Source organism: Streptomyces sp. NRRL WC-3742 (assembly GCF_000720635.1).
GTDB lineage: Bacteria > Actinomycetota > Actinomycetes > Streptomycetales > Streptomycetaceae > Kitasatospora.
The window spans coordinates 43,832-60,513 of the sequence record NZ_JOCF01000051.1 but is presented as its reverse complement, the minus strand read 5'-3'; the positions used below and the strand labels follow the sequence as shown (position 1 = coordinate 60,513).

The 16,682-nt window shown below is 74.3% G+C and carries 17 protein-coding genes; 13 read left to right on the top strand and 4 right to left on the bottom strand.

The genetic code is table 11. The features are described from left to right. From IH61_RS0126305 to IH61_RS0126285, 5 genes are all read left to right on the top strand, one after another. Positions 1-934: class I SAM-dependent methyltransferase (locus tag IH61_RS0126305; RefSeq protein ID WP_051838008.1), on the top strand; the 934-nt coding region annotated here is incomplete at its 5' end. A 10-nt stretch (positions 935-944) separates the two neighbouring features. Further along, positions 945-2,435: an MFS transporter gene (locus tag IH61_RS0126300; protein WP_051838007.1), complete on the top strand. Its 1,491-nt coding sequence runs from the start codon at positions 945-947 to the stop codon at positions 2,433-2,435. 14 nt (positions 2,436-2,449) lie between these two features. Beyond that, positions 2,450-2,722 (top strand): acyl carrier protein, encoded by a 273-nt coding sequence (locus tag IH61_RS0126295; protein ID WP_051838003.1) that lies wholly within the window; start codon positions 2,450-2,452, stop codon positions 2,720-2,722. After that, a complete protein-coding gene (locus tag IH61_RS0126290) occupies positions 2,719-3,939 on the top strand; it encodes a beta-ketoacyl-[acyl-carrier-protein] synthase family protein (protein WP_031074096.1) in 1,221 nt (406 codons plus the stop codon). Before IH61_RS0126295 ends, IH61_RS0126290 begins: the two co-directional genes overlap by 4 nt. Before the next feature lie 98 nt (positions 3,940-4,037). Next, entirely contained in the window at positions 4,038-4,766 is a 729-nt protein-coding gene (locus tag IH61_RS0126285; protein ID WP_051838001.1) for an SGNH/GDSL hydrolase family protein, read from the top strand. An 84-nt stretch (positions 4,767-4,850) separates the two neighbouring features. On the opposite strand, the gene IH61_RS0126280 is transcribed toward IH61_RS0126285, so the two are convergent. After that, entirely contained in the window at positions 4,851-5,564 is a 714-nt protein-coding gene (locus IH61_RS0126280; RefSeq protein WP_031074092.1) for a gamma-glutamyl-gamma-aminobutyrate hydrolase family protein, read from the bottom strand. A gap of 176 nt (positions 5,565-5,740) precedes the next feature. Between IH61_RS0126280 and IH61_RS0126275 the strand changes: the two genes are divergently transcribed. The 4 genes from IH61_RS0126275 to IH61_RS48830 all read left to right on the top strand — a co-directional run bounded on the left by IH61_RS0126275 (position 5,741) and on the right by IH61_RS48830 (position 10,668). Further along, entirely contained in the window at positions 5,741-7,126 is a 1,386-nt protein-coding gene (locus IH61_RS0126275; RefSeq protein ID WP_051837999.1) for a glutamine synthetase family protein, read from the top strand. 4 nt (positions 7,127-7,130) lie between these two features. Then, positions 7,131-8,507: an aldehyde dehydrogenase family protein gene (locus IH61_RS0126270; protein WP_031074089.1), complete on the top strand. Its 1,377-nt coding sequence runs from the start codon at positions 7,131-7,133 to the stop codon at positions 8,505-8,507. A gap of 7 nt (positions 8,508-8,514) precedes the next feature. Beyond that, entirely contained in the window at positions 8,515-9,303 is a 789-nt protein-coding gene (locus IH61_RS0126265; RefSeq protein ID WP_031074087.1) for a 3-oxoacyl-ACP reductase, read from the top strand. 108 nt (positions 9,304-9,411) lie between these two features. After that, on the top strand, positions 9,412-10,668 hold the full coding sequence (locus IH61_RS48830; protein ID WP_078911408.1) for a DUF2510 domain-containing protein: 1,257 nt from the start codon (positions 9,412-9,414) through the stop codon (positions 10,666-10,668). 151 nt (positions 10,669-10,819) lie between these two features. On the opposite strand, the gene IH61_RS0126255 is transcribed toward IH61_RS48830, so the two are convergent. Then, on the bottom strand, positions 10,820-11,740 hold the full coding sequence (locus IH61_RS0126255) for a lytic polysaccharide monooxygenase auxiliary activity family 9 protein (protein WP_031074083.1): 921 nt from the start codon (positions 11,738-11,740) through the stop codon (positions 10,820-10,822). Between the two features lie 266 nt (positions 11,741-12,006). Next, positions 12,007-13,218 (bottom strand): alanine racemase, encoded by a 1,212-nt coding sequence (locus IH61_RS0126250; protein WP_031074081.1) that lies wholly within the window; start codon positions 13,216-13,218, stop codon positions 12,007-12,009. 108 nt (positions 13,219-13,326) lie between these two features. Between IH61_RS0126250 and IH61_RS0126245 the strand changes: the two genes are divergently transcribed. Further along, positions 13,327-14,100 (top strand): SseB family protein, encoded by a 774-nt coding sequence (locus IH61_RS0126245; RefSeq protein WP_051837993.1) that lies wholly within the window; start codon positions 13,327-13,329, stop codon positions 14,098-14,100. A 50-nt stretch (positions 14,101-14,150) separates the two neighbouring features. On the opposite strand, the gene IH61_RS0126240 is transcribed toward IH61_RS0126245, so the two are convergent. Continuing rightward, positions 14,151-14,528, bottom strand: a complete 378-nt coding sequence (locus IH61_RS0126240; RefSeq protein WP_031074078.1) for a DUF1844 domain-containing protein — start codon at positions 14,526-14,528, stop codon at positions 14,151-14,153. A 484-nt stretch (positions 14,529-15,012) separates the two neighbouring features. On the opposite strand from IH61_RS0126240, the gene infC reads away from it, so the two are divergent. The 3 genes from infC (at position 15,013) to rplT (ending at position 16,590) form a co-directional block, all read left to right on the top strand. Further along, positions 15,013-15,756 (top strand): translation initiation factor IF-3, encoded by a 744-nt coding sequence (infC, locus tag IH61_RS41420; RefSeq protein ID WP_051837992.1) that lies wholly within the window; start codon positions 15,013-15,015, stop codon positions 15,754-15,756. A gap of 137 nt (positions 15,757-15,893) precedes the next feature. After that, positions 15,894-16,088 carry a 50S ribosomal protein L35 gene (rpmI, locus tag IH61_RS0126230; RefSeq protein WP_031074076.1) on the top strand — a complete coding sequence of 65 codons (195 nt, stop codon included), beginning with the start codon at positions 15,894-15,896 and terminating at the stop codon, positions 16,086-16,088. A 106-nt stretch (positions 16,089-16,194) separates the two neighbouring features. Further along, a complete protein-coding gene (rplT, locus tag IH61_RS0126225; RefSeq protein WP_030055649.1) occupies positions 16,195-16,590 on the top strand; it encodes a 50S ribosomal protein L20 in 396 nt (131 codons plus the stop codon). The last annotated feature ends 92 nt before the right edge of the window (positions 16,591-16,682 follow it).

The window sequence follows — 16,682 nt, the reverse complement described above, 5'->3', positions numbered from 1 at the left end:
CATCACCACCGCCCCCGCCCCCGCCATCACCACCGCCGGCACCCCCGCCGACGACATCGCCTTCCACTACGACCTCGGCAACGAGTTCTACGCCCTCTGGCTCGACGAGACCCTCGCCTACACCGCCGGAAAGTGGGACGGCGTCCCGCGCGAGGAGCCCGACGCCACCGCCCTGCCCCGCGCCCAGCGCGCCAAGCTCGACCACCACCTCGACCTGGTCGGCGCCAAGGACGCCCGTCCCGGGGACGGCCTGCGGCTGCTGGACGTCGGCTGCGGCTGGGGCGCCATGCTGGAGCACGCGAGCCGCGACGACCGCGTCGCCACCGCCACCGGCCTGACCGTCTCGCCCGCCCAGTACGCGTTCCTCGCCGCCCGCGCCCTCCCCGGCGCCGAGCCCCGCCTGGAGAGCTGGGAGGACCACCGCCCCGAGCGGCCGTACGACGCGATCGTCGGCATGGGCTCCTTCGAGCACTTCGCCACCGCCGGCATGACCCGCGCCGAGCGCCTCGCCGTCTACGCCCGCCACTTCGAGTCCTGCCACGGCTGGCTGCGCCCCGGCGGCCGGATGTCCCTGCAGACCATCGCCTACGACGGCGTGGCCGACGGCGCCGGCCCGATCGGCGAGTTCGTCGGCTCCGACGTCTTCCCCGGCGCCAGGCTGCCCCGGCTCAGCGAGATCGCCACCGCCTGCGACCCGTACTTCTCGGTGGTCGCTCTCACCGCCTCGGCCGAGGACTACGCCCGCACCCTCGCCGCCTGGTCGGCCCGGCTGCTCAGGGCCCGCGCCGAGGCCGAGCGGCTGATCGGCCCGGAGGGCTACCGGCGGTACCGCCGCTACCTGCGCGCCAGCGAGGTGACGTTCCTGCGCGGCGCCGTCACCCTGTACCGGATCGGCCTGCGGCGGCGGGACGAACCGCTGCGGCTGCCCGTCTGAGGCCCGGGACATGCCCAAGGATCTGCCCAGGGACCTACCCGGGGACCTACCCAAGGACCTGCCCAGGGACCATCAGGCCGACGACAGGCGCGCCTGGGCGGCCGTGGCGGTGGTCTGCGCCGCCCTGTTCCTGCTCGGCCTGGACTTCACCGTCCTCAACGTCGCCGTCCCGGGCCTGCGAGCCGACCTCGGCCCCACCCTCGCCGAGACCCAGTGGATCGTCGACGGCTACGCCCTCGCCCTCGGCGGCTGCGTGCTCGCCGGCGGCGCGCTCGGCGACCGGTACGGGCGGCGGCGGGCCTTCCTCGCGGGCCTCGCCCTGTGCGGGGCCGCCTCCGCCGCCGGGGCGCTGGCCGCAGGCGCGGGCGCGCTGGTCGCCGCCCGCTGCGGGATGGGCCTGGGCGCCGCCCTGTTCATGCCCGCCACCCTCTCCACCATCGTGCACGTGCTGCGCGAACCGGCCGCCCGCAGGCGGGCGATCGGCCTCTGGGCGGCCGTCGCCGGGGTCGGCGCGGTGTTCGGCCCGGTCGCGGGCGGGCTGCTCGTCGACCGGTACGGCTGGCGCTCGGCGTTCTGGCTGAACGTCCCCGTGATCGCGGTGATCGCCCTGGCCGCGCTGCTCGCCGTCCCCGAGTCCCGTGCCCCCGAGGCGAGGCCCCTGGACGGGCCGGGCGCGCTGCTGTCCTGCGCGGGGCTGCTCGCGCTGGTCTGGGGCGTCATCGAGGCCCCGGGCCGGGGCTGGGCGAGCCCCCCGGTCCTCGCCGCGTTCGCTCTCGCCGCCGCGCTGCTGACCGGCTTCGTCCGGCGCCAACTGCGCTGCGCCGCACCGATGGTGCCGGTTCGGCTGCTGCGCAGCGGGCCGGTCTGGCCGGCCGTGACCGTGCTCGCCCTGATGTCCTTCGCGATGTTCGGCGCGATGTTCCTGCTCACCCTCTACCTCCAGCAGGTCCGCGGCCTGAGCGCCTGGCAGGCCGGGCAGCGGATGGTGCCGCTGTCCCTGTCGCTCGCCCTCGGAGCCGTCCTCGGGCCGGTGCTGGCCCGGCGCTTCGGTGCCCGGACGCCGTGCGCCGGCGGGCTGGTGCTCATCGCCGCCGGGTTCCTCCAACTCGCCGGGCTGCCCACCGGGTCGGGCGACGGAGCGGTGCTGTTCTTCGAGGCGCTGGCCGGGCTCGGGGCCGGACTGCTGGCGCCCGTCGCCACCGAGGTGGTGATGAGCGCCGTGCCGATCGGCGTCGCCGGTGTCGGTTCGGCGCTCAACGACGCCACCCGGCAGGTCGGTTCGACCATCGGCGTGGCGGTGCTCGGCTCCGTCCTCGCCACCTCCCTCGACCGCGCCGCTCCGGCGGACCGGGCCGCGTTCGCCGACGCCTTCCTCGACGGGCTCGCCGACGCGTCCGCCGTGGGCGCGACGGCCGCCTCCCTCGCCGCCGTCCTCGCCTGGCTCGCGCTGCCGGGCCGAGTCCTCGCCGTCGTCCTCCACCTCCCCAACCAGCCCCGCTGAAAGGACAGTTCGCCATGGCCGCCGCCTACGAGACCATCCACTCCTGCCTCGTCGACGAGTTCGAGGTCTCGCCCGCGCTCGTCACCCCCGAGGCCACCCTCGCCTCGCTCGCCCTGGACAGCCTCGCCCTGGTCGAGCTGTCCCTGGTCGTCGAGGAGCGACTCGGCGTCACCGTCGCCGACATCACCCCCGACCGCACCCTCGGCGAACTCGCCGCCCACGCGGACGCCAGCCTTGCGGACGCCAACCTCGCGGGCACCAACCTCGCGGCGGAGAGCGTCAGTTGAGCCCGCGCGCGGTCGCCGTCACGGGCCTGGGCCTGGTCACCCCGGCCGGTTGCGGCGCCGGAGCCGTCTGGGACCACTTCCTCGACGCCCGCCCCACCGCCCGGCGCGACCCCGAACTCGCGGGCCTGGCCGTCGACTTCTCCTGCCCGGTCACCGACTTCGACGCCCCCGCCCTCCTCGGCGGGCGGCTCGCCCGCCGGCTCGACCCCTTCTGCCGGATGGCGGTGGCCGCCGCCCGGCAGGCCGTCGCCGACGCCGGGCTCGACCCGGGGGAGTGGGACGGCACCCGGGTCGGCGTCGTGCTCGGCGTCAGCGCCAACAGCGTCCACACGTACGCGGCCGAGTACGCCCGCCTCGCCGAGGGCCGCGCCGACCGCGTCTCCCCGCTGATGCTGCCGCGCTCCATCCCCAACATGGCCGCCGGCGAGGTCAGCCTCGACCTCGGCGCCCGGGGCCCGGCCTTCGTCGTCAGCACCGCCTGCGCCTCCGGCACCAGCGCCCTCGCCCTCGCCGCCGACCTGGTCAGGGCCGGCACCTGCGATCTCGTCCTCGCCGGCGGCACCGACAGCCCGCGCACCCCGATGACCGCCGTCGCCTTCGACCGCCTCGGCGCGCTCTCCCGCCGCCGGCACGACCCCGAGGCTGCCTCCCGTCCGTTCGACGCCGACCGCGACGGCTTCGTCCTCGGCGAGGGCGCGGGCGTCCTCGTCCTCGAACGCCCCGAGCACGCCCGGGCGAGGGGCGCCCGCCCCTACGCCCACCTCGCCGGGCACGGCGCCGCCGCCGACGCCCACCACCCCACCGCCCCCGACCCGGCCGGCGAGGGCCTCGCCCGGGCCGTCCGCGCCGCCCTCGCCGACGCCGGGCTCGCCCCGCACGAGATCGGACACGTCAACGCCCACGGCACCGGCACGGCCCTCAACGACCCCGCCGAGGCGGCCGCCCTGCGCAGCGTCTTCCACCGGCCGCCGCCGGTCACCGCCAACAAGAGCGTCATCGGGCACTGCATGGGCGCGGCCGGCGCGATCGAGGCGGCGATCACCGCCCTCACCCTGCGCCACCGGCTGATCCCGCCCACCGCCAACCTCGACCGGCTCGACGACGCGATCGACCTCGACGTGGTCGTCAAGGCCCCGCGCCGCCTCGAGATGCCCGCCGCCCTCACCGTCTCCAGCGGCTTCGGCGGCCACAGCGCCGCCGTCGTCCTCACCGCCTGAGCCGCCCGACTCGCCCGACCTGCCTGAGCGGCCCGATTCCCCCGACCCCTCCCAATCCGCCCGACCCGCCCGACCCGCCTGATTCCGGAGCCCCCGCCATGCGCCGCCTCGCCCTCCGGCTCGCCCGGATGTACATGCACCTCCTGGCCCACCGCCCGCCCCGCGACTGGACCGTGCCCGTCGCGGACGGCCGGTACGGGTGCGGCGACGGGCCGTTGACCCTGCTGATGCTCGGCGACTCCCTCGCCCAGGGCTACGGCGCCCAGCGCCCCGACCAGACCCTCGGCGCCCTGCTCGCCCAGGGCCTCGCGGAGGGCACCGGCCGGCCCGTCGACCTGCGCGTCCACGCCAGGGTCGGCGCCACGACCGCCGCCGTGGGCCGCCAGGTGCACCGCGCGGCCCGGCTGCGGCCGGGCATCGCCGTGCTCCTCGTCGGCGGCAACGACGTCCTGATCCCCGCCCCGCTGGGCCGCGCCGCCCGCCAACACGCCCACCTCGCCCAGGCGTTGAGGGAGTCCGGCTGGCAACTGGTCGTCGTGCCCTGCCCCAACCCCGGCTACGGCCCCGGCTTCCGCGCCCCCGCCCGCTGGATCGGCCACCACCGCTCCCGCCGCCTCGCCCGCCGCCACACCCGCACCGCCGACCGCCTCGGCGCCCACCTCGCCCCCACCTCGGGCCCCGAGTTCCGCGACCGGGCCCCCCACCTCCTCGGCCCCGACGGCATCCACCCCTCCCCCCACGGCTACGCCACCCACGCCGCCCGCATGCTCCCGACCCTCCTCGCCGCCGCCGACCGCATCCCGCACCCCGCCCCGGCGACCACTTGACGCCCCCGTGCCCCCGTGCCCCAGGGGCGCGGGGGCACGGGGAACGGGGGCTCCCGAACCGACTCCCGTTCCCCGACGGTCAGTTCACCCCACCGTCACCGCAGTGGCGGCCCGCACCAACGCCTGCATCACCCGCAGGTCGTCCCCCTGCTCCGGGTGCCACTGCACGCCCAGGGTGAACCCCGGCCCCTCGATCGCCTCCACCGTCCCGTCCGGCGCGTGCGCCGACACCCGCAGGCCCTCGCCGACCCGCCCCACCGCCTGGTGGTGGTACGTCGGCACCTCCACCTCGCTCTCCGGCAGCAGCCCCCCGAGCAGCGTTCCCGGCACCGGCCGCACCAGGTGCGTCCCGTACTTCCCCGGCGAGCCCGTGTGCACGTCCACGCCCACCACATCGGGCAGGTGCTGCACCAGCGTCCCGCCGCAGACCACGTTGAGCACCTGCATCCCCCGGCAGATCCCCAGCAGCGGCATCCCCGACGCCAACGCCGCCCGCAGCAGCGCGACCTCCCACCGGTCCCGCTCGGGGGAGTCCACCTCGGTGGCCGGGTGCGGCTCCTCGCCGTAGTACGCGGGGTCGATGTCCGGCCCGCCCGCGATCACCAGCGCGTCGAGCCGCGCGAGCACCTCGGGCGCCCGTTCCGACGCGTCGGGCGGCAGCAGCACGGCGGTCCCGCCCGAGTCCCGTACGTACGCGGTGTACCGCTCGGGCACGAGGGCGACCCGCCGCGCCCGCCAGTTGCTCCAACTCGCGTCCACCAGGTAGGTGCTGACGCCGATCAATGGCCTGCGATCCATGGCGCGCATTCTGCACCCGCGACCCCCGGACCCCCGTCCGCCACGCGGCCGCCGTCCGGCCGGGAACCCGAAAGCGCGCCACACCCGTCCGCCCTCTTCCGCCCCGAGAGCCCCAGGCCGTACGGTTCCGTGTGACCGCTTGATCTCGAAGAGTGATCGATGAGGATGGTCCCGCCATGTCCGAACCCGCCGCCGCGGCCGCCCGGCCCCGCGCGCCTCTGACCGTGGACGAGTTGCGCACCCTGGTGGACGCCGGCGAGGTGCACACGGTCGCGCTGGCCTTCACCGACATGCAGGGCCGCCTGCAGGGCAAGCGCTTCGCCGCCCGGTTCTTCCTCGACGAGGTCCTCGTCAACGGCGCCGAAGCCTGCGACTACCTGCTCGCGGTGGACGTGGACCTCAACACCGTGGACGGCTACGCCTTCTCCTCCTGGGCCACCGGCTACGGCGACTTCGCGATGCGCCCGGACCTCGCCACCCTGCGGCTGACCCCTTGGCAGCCGGGCACCGCCCAGGTCACCGCCGACCTGGCCCGCCACGGCGGCCACCCGGTGGACGCGGCCCCGCGCCAGCTGCTGCGCCGCCAGATCGCCCGCCTCGCCGAGCACGGCCTCGCGGCGGACGTCGGCACCGAGCTGGAGTTCCTGGTCTTCCGCGACACCTACGAGTCCGCCTGGCTGGGCGGCTACCGCGGCCTGACCCCGGCGAACCTCTACAACGTCGACTACTCGATGCTCGGCACCGCCCGCATCGAGCCGCTGCTCTCCCGCATCCGCAACGACATGGCCGGCGCCGGGCTGGTCGTCGAGTCCGCCAAGGGCGAGTGCAACCTCGGCCAGCACGAGATCGCCTTCCGCTACGCCGACGCGCTCACCACCTGCGACCAGCACAGCGTCTACAAGACCGGCGCCAAGGAGATCGCCGCCCAACTCGGCTGCGCCCTCACCTTCATGGCCAAGTACGACGAGCGCGAGGGCAACAGCTGCCACATCCACCTCTCGCTGCGCGACGCCGTCGGCGCGCCCGCCTTCGCCGACCGCGACGGCCGGATGACCGACACCATGCGGCACTTCCTCGCCGGACAGCTCGTCGCCCTGCGGGAGTTCAGCCTGCTGTACGCGCCGAACATCAACTCCTACAAGCGCTACCGCCCCGGCTCCTTCGCCCCGACGGCCGTCGCCTGGGGCCGCGACAACCGCACCTGCGCCTACCGGGTGGTCGGCCACGGCCCGGGCCTGCGGATGGAGAACCGGGTGCCCGGCGGCGACGTCAACCCGTACCTGGCCGTGGCCGGGATGGTCGCCGCGGGCCTGCACGGCCTGCAGCGCAAGCTGGACCTGCCCGCGCCCTGCCTGGGCAACGCCTACGCGGTGGACGAGTACGCCCGGGTGCCCGGCTCGCTGCGCGAGGCGTCCGCGCTGTGGGCGGAGAGCGAGCTCGCCCGGGAGGCGTTCGGCGACGACGTGGTCGAGCACTACCTGAACATGGCCCGGGTCGAACAGTCCGCCTACGACGGCACGGTGACCGACTGGGAGCGCTACCGATCCTTCGAACGGATGTGAGGGCATGAGCGAGCCGACCGGCAGCACCGGCAGCGCCGTCCGCAACCCCGCCACCGGCGAGGTGCTGGCCGTCGTCCCGGACACCACCCCCGACCAGCTGGCCGAGGCCGTGCAGCGCGCCGCCAAGGCCCAGACGGGCTGGGCGGCGCTGGCCCCCGGCGAACGGGCCCGCCTGCTGCGCCGGTTCGCCGACCAGGTCGAGGTGCACGTCCCCGAACTGGCGGCCCTGGAGGTCAGCGAGGCCGGCCACACCCTGGCCAATGCCCGCTGGGAGGCCGGCAACGTCCGCGACCTGCTGGAGTACGCCGCCGGGGGAGTCGAGCGCCTGACGGGCCGTCAGATCCCGGTCTCCGGCGGCCTGGACGTGACGATCCACGAGCCGATCGGCGTGGTCGGGGTGATCGCCCCCTGGAACTTCCCGATGCCGATCGCCGCCTGGGGCTTCGCCCCCGCCCTCGCCGCCGGCAACGCCGTCCTCCTCAAGCCCGCCGAGGCCACCCCGCTCACCGCCCTGCGCCTGGCCGAACTCGCCTCCGCCGCGGGCCTGCCCGAGGGCCTCCTCCAGGTCGTCCCGGGCACCGGCGCCGTCACCGGACGGGCCCTGGTCGACCACCCGGGGGTCGGCAAGATCGTCTTCACCGGCTCGACCGTCGTCGGCAAGGAGGTCGCCGCCCGCTGCGCCGCCCGCGCCAAGCACGTCACCCTGGAACTCGGCGGCAAGAGCCCCAGCATCGTCTTCGCCGACGCCGACCTCCCCCGCGCCGCCGACCCGATGTCCTTCGCCGACAACAGCGGCCAGGACTGCTGCGCCCGGAGCCGCATCCTCGTCCAGCGCGAGGTCTACGAGGACTTCCTCGCCCACCTCCTGCCCGCCGTCGAGGCCCTGCGCACCGGCGACCCGGCCGACCCGGCCACCCAGCTCGGCCCGCTCATCTCCGCCGCCCAGGTGCGCCGCGTCTCCTCCTACGTCACCCCCGACATCCCCGTCCTGGCGCGGGGACCGGTCCCCGACGGCCCCGGCTACTGGTACCCGCCCACCGTCCTCGCCCCCGAGGACGAGGGCGAGCCCGCCGTCACCGAGGAGATCTTCGGCCCCGTCGCCGTCGTCCTGCCCTTCACCGACGAGGCGGACGCGCTGCGCCTGGCCAACGCCACCCGCTACGGCCTCTCCGGCTCCATCTGGACCAGGGACCTCGGCCGCGCCCTGCGCCTGGCCAGGGGCGTGCGCGCGGGCAACCTCTCCGTCAACTCCCATGCCTCCGTGCGCTACTGGACGCCCTTCGGCGGGTACGGCGAGTCCGGGGTGGGCCGCGAACTGGGGCCGGACGCGCTGCGCCACTTCACCGAGACCAAGAACGTCTTCATCCACACCGAGGAGTGACAGCCCGATGAGCGAGAAGGACGAGGCGGTCTGCCGCCGACTGGTCGGCCGCACCGCCGTGGTGACGGGCGCGGGCAGCGGGATCGGCCTGGCCGCCGCCCGCCGGCTCGCCTCGGAGGGCGCGGAGGTGGTCTGCGCGGACCTCGACGAGGAGAGCGGCCGGGCCGCCGCCAAGGAGGTCGGCGGGCTGTTCGTGCACACCGACGTCACCGACCCGTACATGGTCGAGGCGCTGTTCGACGAGGCGTACGAGACGTACGGCAGCGTGGATGTCGCCTTCAACAACGCGGGCATCTCCCCGCCGGAGGACGACTCGATCCTCACCACGGGCCTGGACGCCTGGCGCAAGGTGCAGGAGGTCAACCTGACCTCGGTCTTCCTGTGCTGCAAGGCGGCCCTGCCGTACATGCGCCGCCACGGGCGCGGCTCGATCATCAACACCGCCAGCTTCGTGGCCCGCATGGGCGCGGCCACCTCGCAGATCTCGTACACCGCCTCCAAGGGCGGGGTGCTGGCCATGTCCCGGGAGCTGGGCGTGCAGTTCGCCCGCGAGGGCATCCGCGTCAACGCGCTCTCCCCGGGGCCCGTGGACACCCCGCTCCTGCGCGAACTGTTCGCCAAGGACCCGGAGCGTGCCGCCCGTCGGCTGGTGCACATTCCGCTCGGCCGCTTCGCCAGGGCCGAGGAGATCGCCGCGGCGGTCGCGTTCCTGGCGAGCGACGACTCCTCGTTCATCACGGCGAGCGAGTTCCTGGTGGACGGCGGGATCTCCGGGGCGTACGTGACCCCGCTGTGACCGGGGGCGGCCTTCCCGCCGGCTTCTCACCGGAAAATCATCGAGAACCGGCGGAATTCGACGCCGCGCTGATTTCGCGTTTATCCGCCGGGCTTTAGATTCTCTTCTGTGAGTGAGCAGATTCCCGCCGGGTGGTACCCGGACCCCAAGGAGACCGGCGACCCGCGCCCGCAGCGCTGGTGGGACGGCAAGGGCTGGACGGCCTCGACCCGCCCCGCGCCCTCGGACGCGCCGACCCCGCCCCCGGCGCCCTCGGACGCGCCGACCCCGGCCCCGGAGGCCCCGGCGCACCCCGAGCCTCCGGCGGCGGGGGCTCCCGGGGCTCCCGGGGCTCCCGGGGCTCCCGGGGCTCCCGGGGCCGCCGAGGACGGCACGGCGGAGCAGCCCCGGGTGCTGGAGGGCGAGATCCTCTCCAGCGGCCCGACCGTCCGCTACCCGGAGCCGCCGCCCGTCGGCGCCGTCTGGGGCGCGCCCGCCGAGGCCCCGCGCAAGCCTCGGCGCAAGCCGTCCAAGCTGGTCGTGGTCACGGCCCTCGCCGCCCTGCTGGGCCTGGGCGCGGGCTCGGGGATCACCTACCTGGCGATGGACGGCCGCGACCACGACCGCCAGAAGCGGGTCTCCCGGCAGCTCGTGCCGGACGGCGGGAAGGGCATTCCCGGCTTCGGCGACGGCTCCGAGGGCCCCAACGGCGACGGCTCCAACGGGGGCAGCGGTGGCAACGGCGGTGGTGGCAACGGTGGCAACGGCGGTGGCGGAAGCGGCGGCAACGGCGGCGGCACCGGCAAGGCCAAGCCCGGCGCCGCGATCGACCTGGTGAACCGCCTCTCCGTCCCCGTCCCCGCCGGCTGGAAGGGCAGCCACACCTCCGAGGGCTACGCCGCGGCGTACGTCGGCTCGTACAGCTGCGCCGACGACCCCGCCAAGGAGTGCACCCTCGGCGGCGTGACCACCGGCCGGATCGACGGCGGCGGCAGCGACGCCCGGGCGGCGGCGAAGGCCGACATCGAGAAGGCCGCCAAGGAGTCCTACGGCGACCTCACGGGCCACCAGGAGCTGAAGAACGAGTCCGTCACGGTCAACGGCCAGGACGGCTGGCTCGTCCGCTGGAAGGCCGACCCGGTCAAGGGCAACTCCGGCTACGTGCAGACGGTGGTCTTCCCGTCCAGCGACGGAAAGGCGCTGATCTCGGTGCACTTCGGCTTCGACATCGCCGACAAGGCGCCGGACGTCTCCGTGATGGACACCATCGTCAAGGGCATCACCGACTTCAAGGGCAAGCTCCCCCAGCTCCCCGGCGGCGGCAAGCCCGGCCAGAATGGCGGCCAGAACGGCGGCCAGAACGGCACCGGCGGCACCACCACCTGACCGTCCAGGCCCGGAGAAGCCACACTCACGACGACGCGGCGGCCCGCCCGGAGGAACCCCCCTCCGGGTCGGCCGCCGCGTCGCGTCTGCGGGCGGTACCGACGGAACCGGACCGGACGGGGGTGTTTCCGGTCCGGTTCCGCGTCCGGCGTCAGACGTCGCGTCGAACAGCCTCGAGGCGACGACGCCGGAGCACCATGGTGGCCCAGCCGACGCCGATCGCGCCCGCACCGGCGAGCAGCAGCGGGCCGGCGGCCGAGGTGCCGACCGCCGCGGAGGCGGTCGGGACGGGCTGGCCGGCCGGGGCACCCGGGTCCCCGCCGTGGCCGTGGTGGGCGACCGTCGACCTGGAGGCGTCGGCGGCGATCTGCGCGTCGCTGGGCGCGGCGGCGACGGCCGGGGTGGCCGGGGCGGCGAGCGAGGAGACGGTGGCGGCGCCACCGAAGTCGACGTCCGAGCAGCTGTAGAACGCCTCCGGGCTGTCACTGCGCTGCCAGATCGTGTAGAGGACCTGACGGCCGGTGCGCTGCGGCAGCGTGCCCGAGTAGGAGTAGGACCCGTTGACGGTGTTGCGGTCGACCTGGACCTGGGCGACGGGCGTCGGGTCGAGGTCGGCCCACTTGAGCGGCTGGGTGGGGTTGTAGCCCGCCTTGGTGATGTAGACGGTCTGGGTGCCCAGGTGAGGGGCGGTGGCGCGGAACTGGAAGGTGAACGCGCCGGGCTTGACGGCGGTGGCGGCCCAGTCGGTGCGCGGCCAGTCGAGGGCCGCGTACTTGTCGCGGTTGGCCGAGCAGAGCCGGCCGTCCGGGATCAGCGCCTGGTGGTTGCCGGCGGCGTTGGCGATGTTGACCTCGTTCCAGTCGTACAGCGGCTGGGTGCCGCTGGTGGCGACGAGGTCCTTGCAGACCTGGGAGACGGGGTGCTCGGGGCCCTCCGCGTAGCAGGAGGCGATGCGGCTGGGCGGGTTGGTCATCGTGCCGTGCGCGTTGGCGGTCCCGGCGGTGGTGAGCGCCACCGCGAGGCACGCGGCGCCGACCACGCCGACGGACAGGGCGTTTCGCTTGATGGACATGGGGTGAGGACTCCTCGACCGTCGTTCCGGGCTGGTGTGGGGGAGAGCGGGCACGCCTGCCCGTCCGGAAGCCGCCGGCCCGGACCGCGGCTCCCGGCCGAAGCGTAGGATTGGTCTGGACCAGAAGGCAATAGGCCCGACGTTGACGACTTTTGACGGCCTGTCGGCCCGTGAGCAGCGCAAAGGCCCGACGGGACACCCGGGTTAGGTGTTCCATCGGGCCCGCTTAAGACTGCCGAAAGGGTCGCGGTGGCTCCGGCGGCCCGTTACAGGAACGTCCGCCCCTCGCCCCGGTACGTCGGAACGGTCCGGACGACCTCCGCGCCCTCGATCAGGTGCAACTCGCCGAAGCGCTCGCACAGTTCGCCCGCCTTGGCGTGGCGGAACCAGACCCGGTCGCCGATCAGCAGGTCGTCCGCCGCCGCGCCCAGCAGCGGGGTCTGCACCTCGCCGGCGCCCTCCATCGGGTCGTAGCGCAGGCCCGCGGGCAGGTACGGCACGGGTGAGCGGTCCGGCCCGGCCGCGCCCGAGGCCGGGTACCCGCCGCCGAGCACCGTCACCACGCCCACCCCGGGCCGGCGCACCACCGGCTGGCCGAACAGCGCGGCCGGACGGCCCTGGAACGCACGGTAGTTGTCGAAGAGCCGCGGCACGTACAGCCCGGAACCGGCGGCCACCTCGGTGACGGCCCGCTCGGCCGCCGTGGACTCCACGCTGCCGGTGCCGCCGCCGTTGACGAACTCCAGCTCGGCCACCCGCCGCAGCCGCCGCACCACCTCGGCCCGCCGGGCGGCCAGTTCGGCCCGCGCCCTGTCCTGCATCAGCCGGATGACCCGCGAGTACATCGGCCGCCCCGGCACCCGGTCGCCCACCCCGGCCACGTGCCCCTCGTACGCCATCAGGCCCACCACCCGGAATCCCCGGCGGCGCTGGACGAGCGCGGCGAACGCCTCCACGTCCTCCGGGCTGCGCAGCGGCGAGCGCCGGGCGCCCACCCGGACGCGGCCGCCCAGCAGGTGCAGGGCGGTGTCCAGTTCCAGGCAGACCCGCACCTCCGCGTCGCCGGCGCGGGCCCGGTCGATCAGGTCCAGCTGGGCGGGGTCGTCCAGCACCACGGTGATCTCGCGCGCGAGTTCCGGATCGGCGGTCAGCTCGGCGTACCCGGCGCGGTCGGCGGAGGGGTAGGCGAGCAGCACGTCGCGCAGGCCCGTACGGACCAGCCAGATCGACTCGTCCAGGGTGAAGCTCATCACCCCGGCGAAGCCCTCCACCGCCAGCGCCCGCTCCAGCAGCGCCCGGCAGCGCAGCGACTTGCTGGCCACCCGGATCGGCTTCCCGCCCGCCCGGCGCACCAGGTCGGCGGCGTTGGCGTCGAACGCGGCGAGGTCGACGACGGCCACCGGGCCGTCCAGATGAGCGGTGGCCCGGTCGTACCGGAGGCGATCGGAGACCGGGGCGGGTGCGTCGAGCAGAGCCATGCGCGCAGGCTGCCACACCGCGCTACCGGAGGGTAGGGGGTGCGGGCGCCGGAATACCTCGAAGGGCCGGAATACCTCGAAAGGGGTGTTCTGTCATACGGTCGGCCGGTGGACCGCAAAGACTTCTCCAACCCGGCGTTCGCCGGCAAGAGCATCCCGAACCCCGGATTCTCCGAGGACGACGGCAGCGCCGACCCCGCCCTGGCCGCCGCCCTCGCCCGCTGGTCGCAGGACCGCTCCGCCGAGCCCGAGGTGCTGGCCGCGCTGACCCCGACCCGGCTGATGGTGCCGATCGTCGCGATCCTCGGCGAGGTCGAGGTGGACGAGCACGGCCACCAGCACGACAAGTCCAGCGACATGGCCGTCCCCGTGCTGCAGGCCCCGGACGGGCGCCGCGCCCTGCCCGCCTTCACCTCGCTCGAGACGCTCACCCGCTGGCGCGCCGACGCCCGCCCGGCGCCGACGGCGGCCCCGCAGGCCGCGATGGTCGCCTTCTCCGAGCGCGCGGACACCCTGCTGATCGACCCGGCCGGTCCGGTGACGTTCCTGCTCGACGGTGCCCGGCTGCGCGCCCTCGCCGAGAACCGCCCCTACCTGCCGCCGGCGGCCGACCCGGAGGCCCGCGAGGCCGTACGGGCGCTGCTGGCCGCGGAGCCGCAGGTGGTCACCGCCCTGCTCGCGCCCTCGGAGAGCTCGGACGGGGTGCTCGCCGTGGTCTTCGACCCGGGGCTGGACCAGCAGGGGCTCCAGGCGGCCGCCCAGCGCGTCGGGCAGGCGGTGGCGGCGGACCCGGTGCTGCGGGTGCGGCTGGACCGGGGCCTCGACCTCGCGGTGCTCCCGGCCGGCGCCGAGCTGCCGGGCGAGCCGCTGTACAAGCGCTGAAACACGGGAGAGGCGCGTGCCGGGTGGCACGCGCCTCTCCCGTACGACGGTCAGGAGTAGACCGGCCCCGTGAACTTCTCGCCCGGCCCCGCGCCCGGCGCGTCCGGCACCAGCGAAGCCTCGCGGAAGGCCAGCTGCAGCGAGCGCAGCCCGTCGCGCAGCGGCGCGGCGTGGAAGTTGCTGATCTCCGGGGCGCCGGCGGTGACGAGCCCGGCCAGGGCGGTGATGAGCTTGCGGGCCTCGTCCAGGTCCTTGTCCTTCTCGCCGCCCTCGGCGAGACCGCACTTGACGGCGGCGGCGCTCATCAGGTGCACCGCGACGGTGGTGATCACCTCGACGGCCGGGACCTCGGCGATGTCCCGGGTGAGGTCGTCGAAGCCGATGGCGTCGTCGTCCGCGGCGGGGTTCTGGGTGGGCTCGCTGCTCAAGGGGGGCTCGTTCCGTCGTGCCGTGAAAGTGGGTACGGGGGGAGCCTACAAGGGCCCCGGAACGCGGCGGGAAAGGCCGTGCGCGGGGGCGGAATAGCGTTCGAGGTCCCGGCGCTGTATGCTTCGAGACTGACCGGCCGGGAGTCCGCAAGGGCACCTGGCCAGCAAGTGGAGGCTCCACTGAGGAGGCCCGAGAGGGCAACCGCGAAAGTCTCCCACCTTGTCGGCCTCGCGGCCGACGGGTCCCGGTCCGCGACGGGCGCCACGGCGCCGAGTCGCCCGCAGTGCCCCTCACCGGGTGTTGCCCCCGGATTTTGTGGAGCCCCGCTTGTACCGAGCGGGGCTTTTTTCGTGTCGCGGTGCACACGGTGCCGGAAGGTGCCGGGCAGCGAAACACGAATGAAGCCCTGCCCAGTGGTCGAGTCCACTACGTGCGACCGCCGTCCGACGGCCGCATCGCAGAAGGTGCAACCGAGGAGGCCCCATCAGCACCGAGCCCCGCATCAACGACCGGATTCGCGTCCCGGAGGTGCGACTCGTCGGTCCCAGCGGCGAGCAGGTCGGCATTGTGCCGCTTGCCAAGGCGCTGGAGCTTGCGCAGGAGTACGACCTCGACCTGGTCGAGGTCGCGGCGACCGCCCGGCCGCCGGTGTGCAAGCTCATGGACTACGGCAAGTTCAAGTACGAGTCGGCCATGAAGGCCCGTGAGGCGCGCAAGAACCAGGCGCACACGGTCATCAAGGAGATGAAGCTCCGGCCGAAGATCGACCCGCACGACTACGACACCAAGAAGGGTCACGTCGTTCGGTTCCTCAAGCAGGGTGACAAGGTCAAGATCACGATCATGTTCCGTGGTCGTGAGCAGTCCCGCCCCGAGCTGGGCTTCCGCCTGCTGCAGCGCCTCGCCGACGACGTCCAGGACCTGGGCTTCGTCGAGTCGTCGCCGAAGCAGGACGGCCGGAACATGATCATGGTTCTTGGCCCGCACAAGAAGAAGACCGAGGCGATGGCCGAGGCCCGCGCCCTCGCCGACGCTCGCAAGGCCGAGCGTCTGGGCCGCACCGCCGGCCCCGAGGATGACGCCGAGGACCTCGACGACGCGGAGCTCGACGCCGACATCGTCGACGCCGTCGAGACCGAGGAGCTTGACGCCCCGGTCGAGGCCGAGGCGGAGGCCCCCGAGGCCGACGCTCCGGTCGAGCAGCCGGCCGCCCCCCAGGGCGCCTGAGCCGCAAGGCTCGGGCCCGGGGATCGGCCACCAGGGTGACAGGGCGTCCCGCCCGGTCATCACAGATCCATCCAGTTCACGCCCGCGCGGCCCACGTCGCGCGGGCGCGGACGGGACCGACGAGGAGATACGGCGAAATGCCGAAGCAGAAGACGCACAGCGGCGCCAGCAAGCGCTTCAAGATCACTGGCTCTGGCAAGGTGCTGCGCGAGCGCGCCGGCCGCCGCCACCTCCTGGAGCGCAAGCCCTCGACGCTGACCCGCAAGCTGGCCGGGACGATCGAGCTGGCCCCCGCTGACGCCAAGAAGATCAAGAAGCTTCTCGGCAAGTGATCGCCTCCCGCCCGGCGAGAGCCGTGCGGGGCAGCTGATCCTTCCCGACCCATTCGATTGACGGACCACGTGAAGTAGTCCGTGGTCCAACCCAAGGAGTAATGAAGTGGCACGCGTCAAGCGGGCAGTCAACGCCCACAAGAAGCGCCGGGTCATCCTGGAGCGCGCCAGCGGCTACCGTGGCCAGCGCTCGCGCCTGTACCGCAAGGCCAAGGAGCAGGTCACCCACTCGCTGGTCTACAACTTCAACGACCGCAAGAAGCGCAAGGGCGACTTCCGTCAGCTGTGGATCCAGCGCATCAACGCTGCGGCCCGTGCCAACGGCATCACCTACAACCGCTTCGTGCAGGGTCTGAAGGCCGCCAGCGTCGAGATCGACCGCAAGATGCTCGCCGACCTGGCCGTCAACGACCCGGGTGCGTTCGCCTCCCTGGTCGAGGTCGCCCAGAAGGCGCTGCCGGCCGACGTGAACGCCCCGAAGGCCGCCGCCGACGCCGCCTGATCTTCCGAGATCGGTTGAGCTTCCGACCGGACCCGCAGGCTCGCCTGCGGGTCCGGTTCTGCTTTCGCCACCGCCAGCGCCTCCAGAGAACG

Bases quoted from the DNA above. Each gene is read 5' to 3' on its own strand.
- IH61_RS0126300 (WP_051838007.1), top strand. From the start codon at position 945: ATGCCCAAGGATCTGCCCAGGGACCTACCCGGGGACCTACCCAAGGAC.
- IH61_RS0126295 (WP_051838003.1), top strand. From the start codon at position 2,450: ATGGCCGCCGCCTACGAGACCATCCACTCCTGCCTCGTCGACGAGTTC.
- IH61_RS0126285 (WP_051838001.1), top strand. From the start codon at position 4,038: ATGCGCCGCCTCGCCCTCCGGCTCGCCCGGATGTACATGCACCTCCTG.
- IH61_RS0126280 (WP_031074092.1), bottom strand. From the start codon at position 5,564: ATGGATCGCAGGCCATTGATCGGCGTCAGCACCTACCTGGTGGACGCG.
- IH61_RS0126275 (WP_051837999.1), top strand. From the start codon at position 5,741: ATGTCCGAACCCGCCGCCGCGGCCGCCCGGCCCCGCGCGCCTCTGACC.
- IH61_RS0126270 (WP_031074089.1), top strand. From the start codon at position 7,131: ATGAGCGAGCCGACCGGCAGCACCGGCAGCGCCGTCCGCAACCCCGCC.
- IH61_RS0126265 (WP_031074087.1), top strand. From the start codon at position 8,515: ATGAGCGAGAAGGACGAGGCGGTCTGCCGCCGACTGGTCGGCCGCACC.
- IH61_RS0126255 (WP_031074083.1), bottom strand. From the start codon at position 11,740: ATGTCCATCAAGCGAAACGCCCTGTCCGTCGGCGTGGTCGGCGCCGCG.
- IH61_RS0126250 (WP_031074081.1), bottom strand. From the start codon at position 13,218: ATGGCTCTGCTCGACGCACCCGCCCCGGTCTCCGATCGCCTCCGGTAC.
- rpmI (WP_031074076.1), top strand. From the start codon at position 15,894: ATGCCGAAGCAGAAGACGCACAGCGGCGCCAGCAAGCGCTTCAAGATC.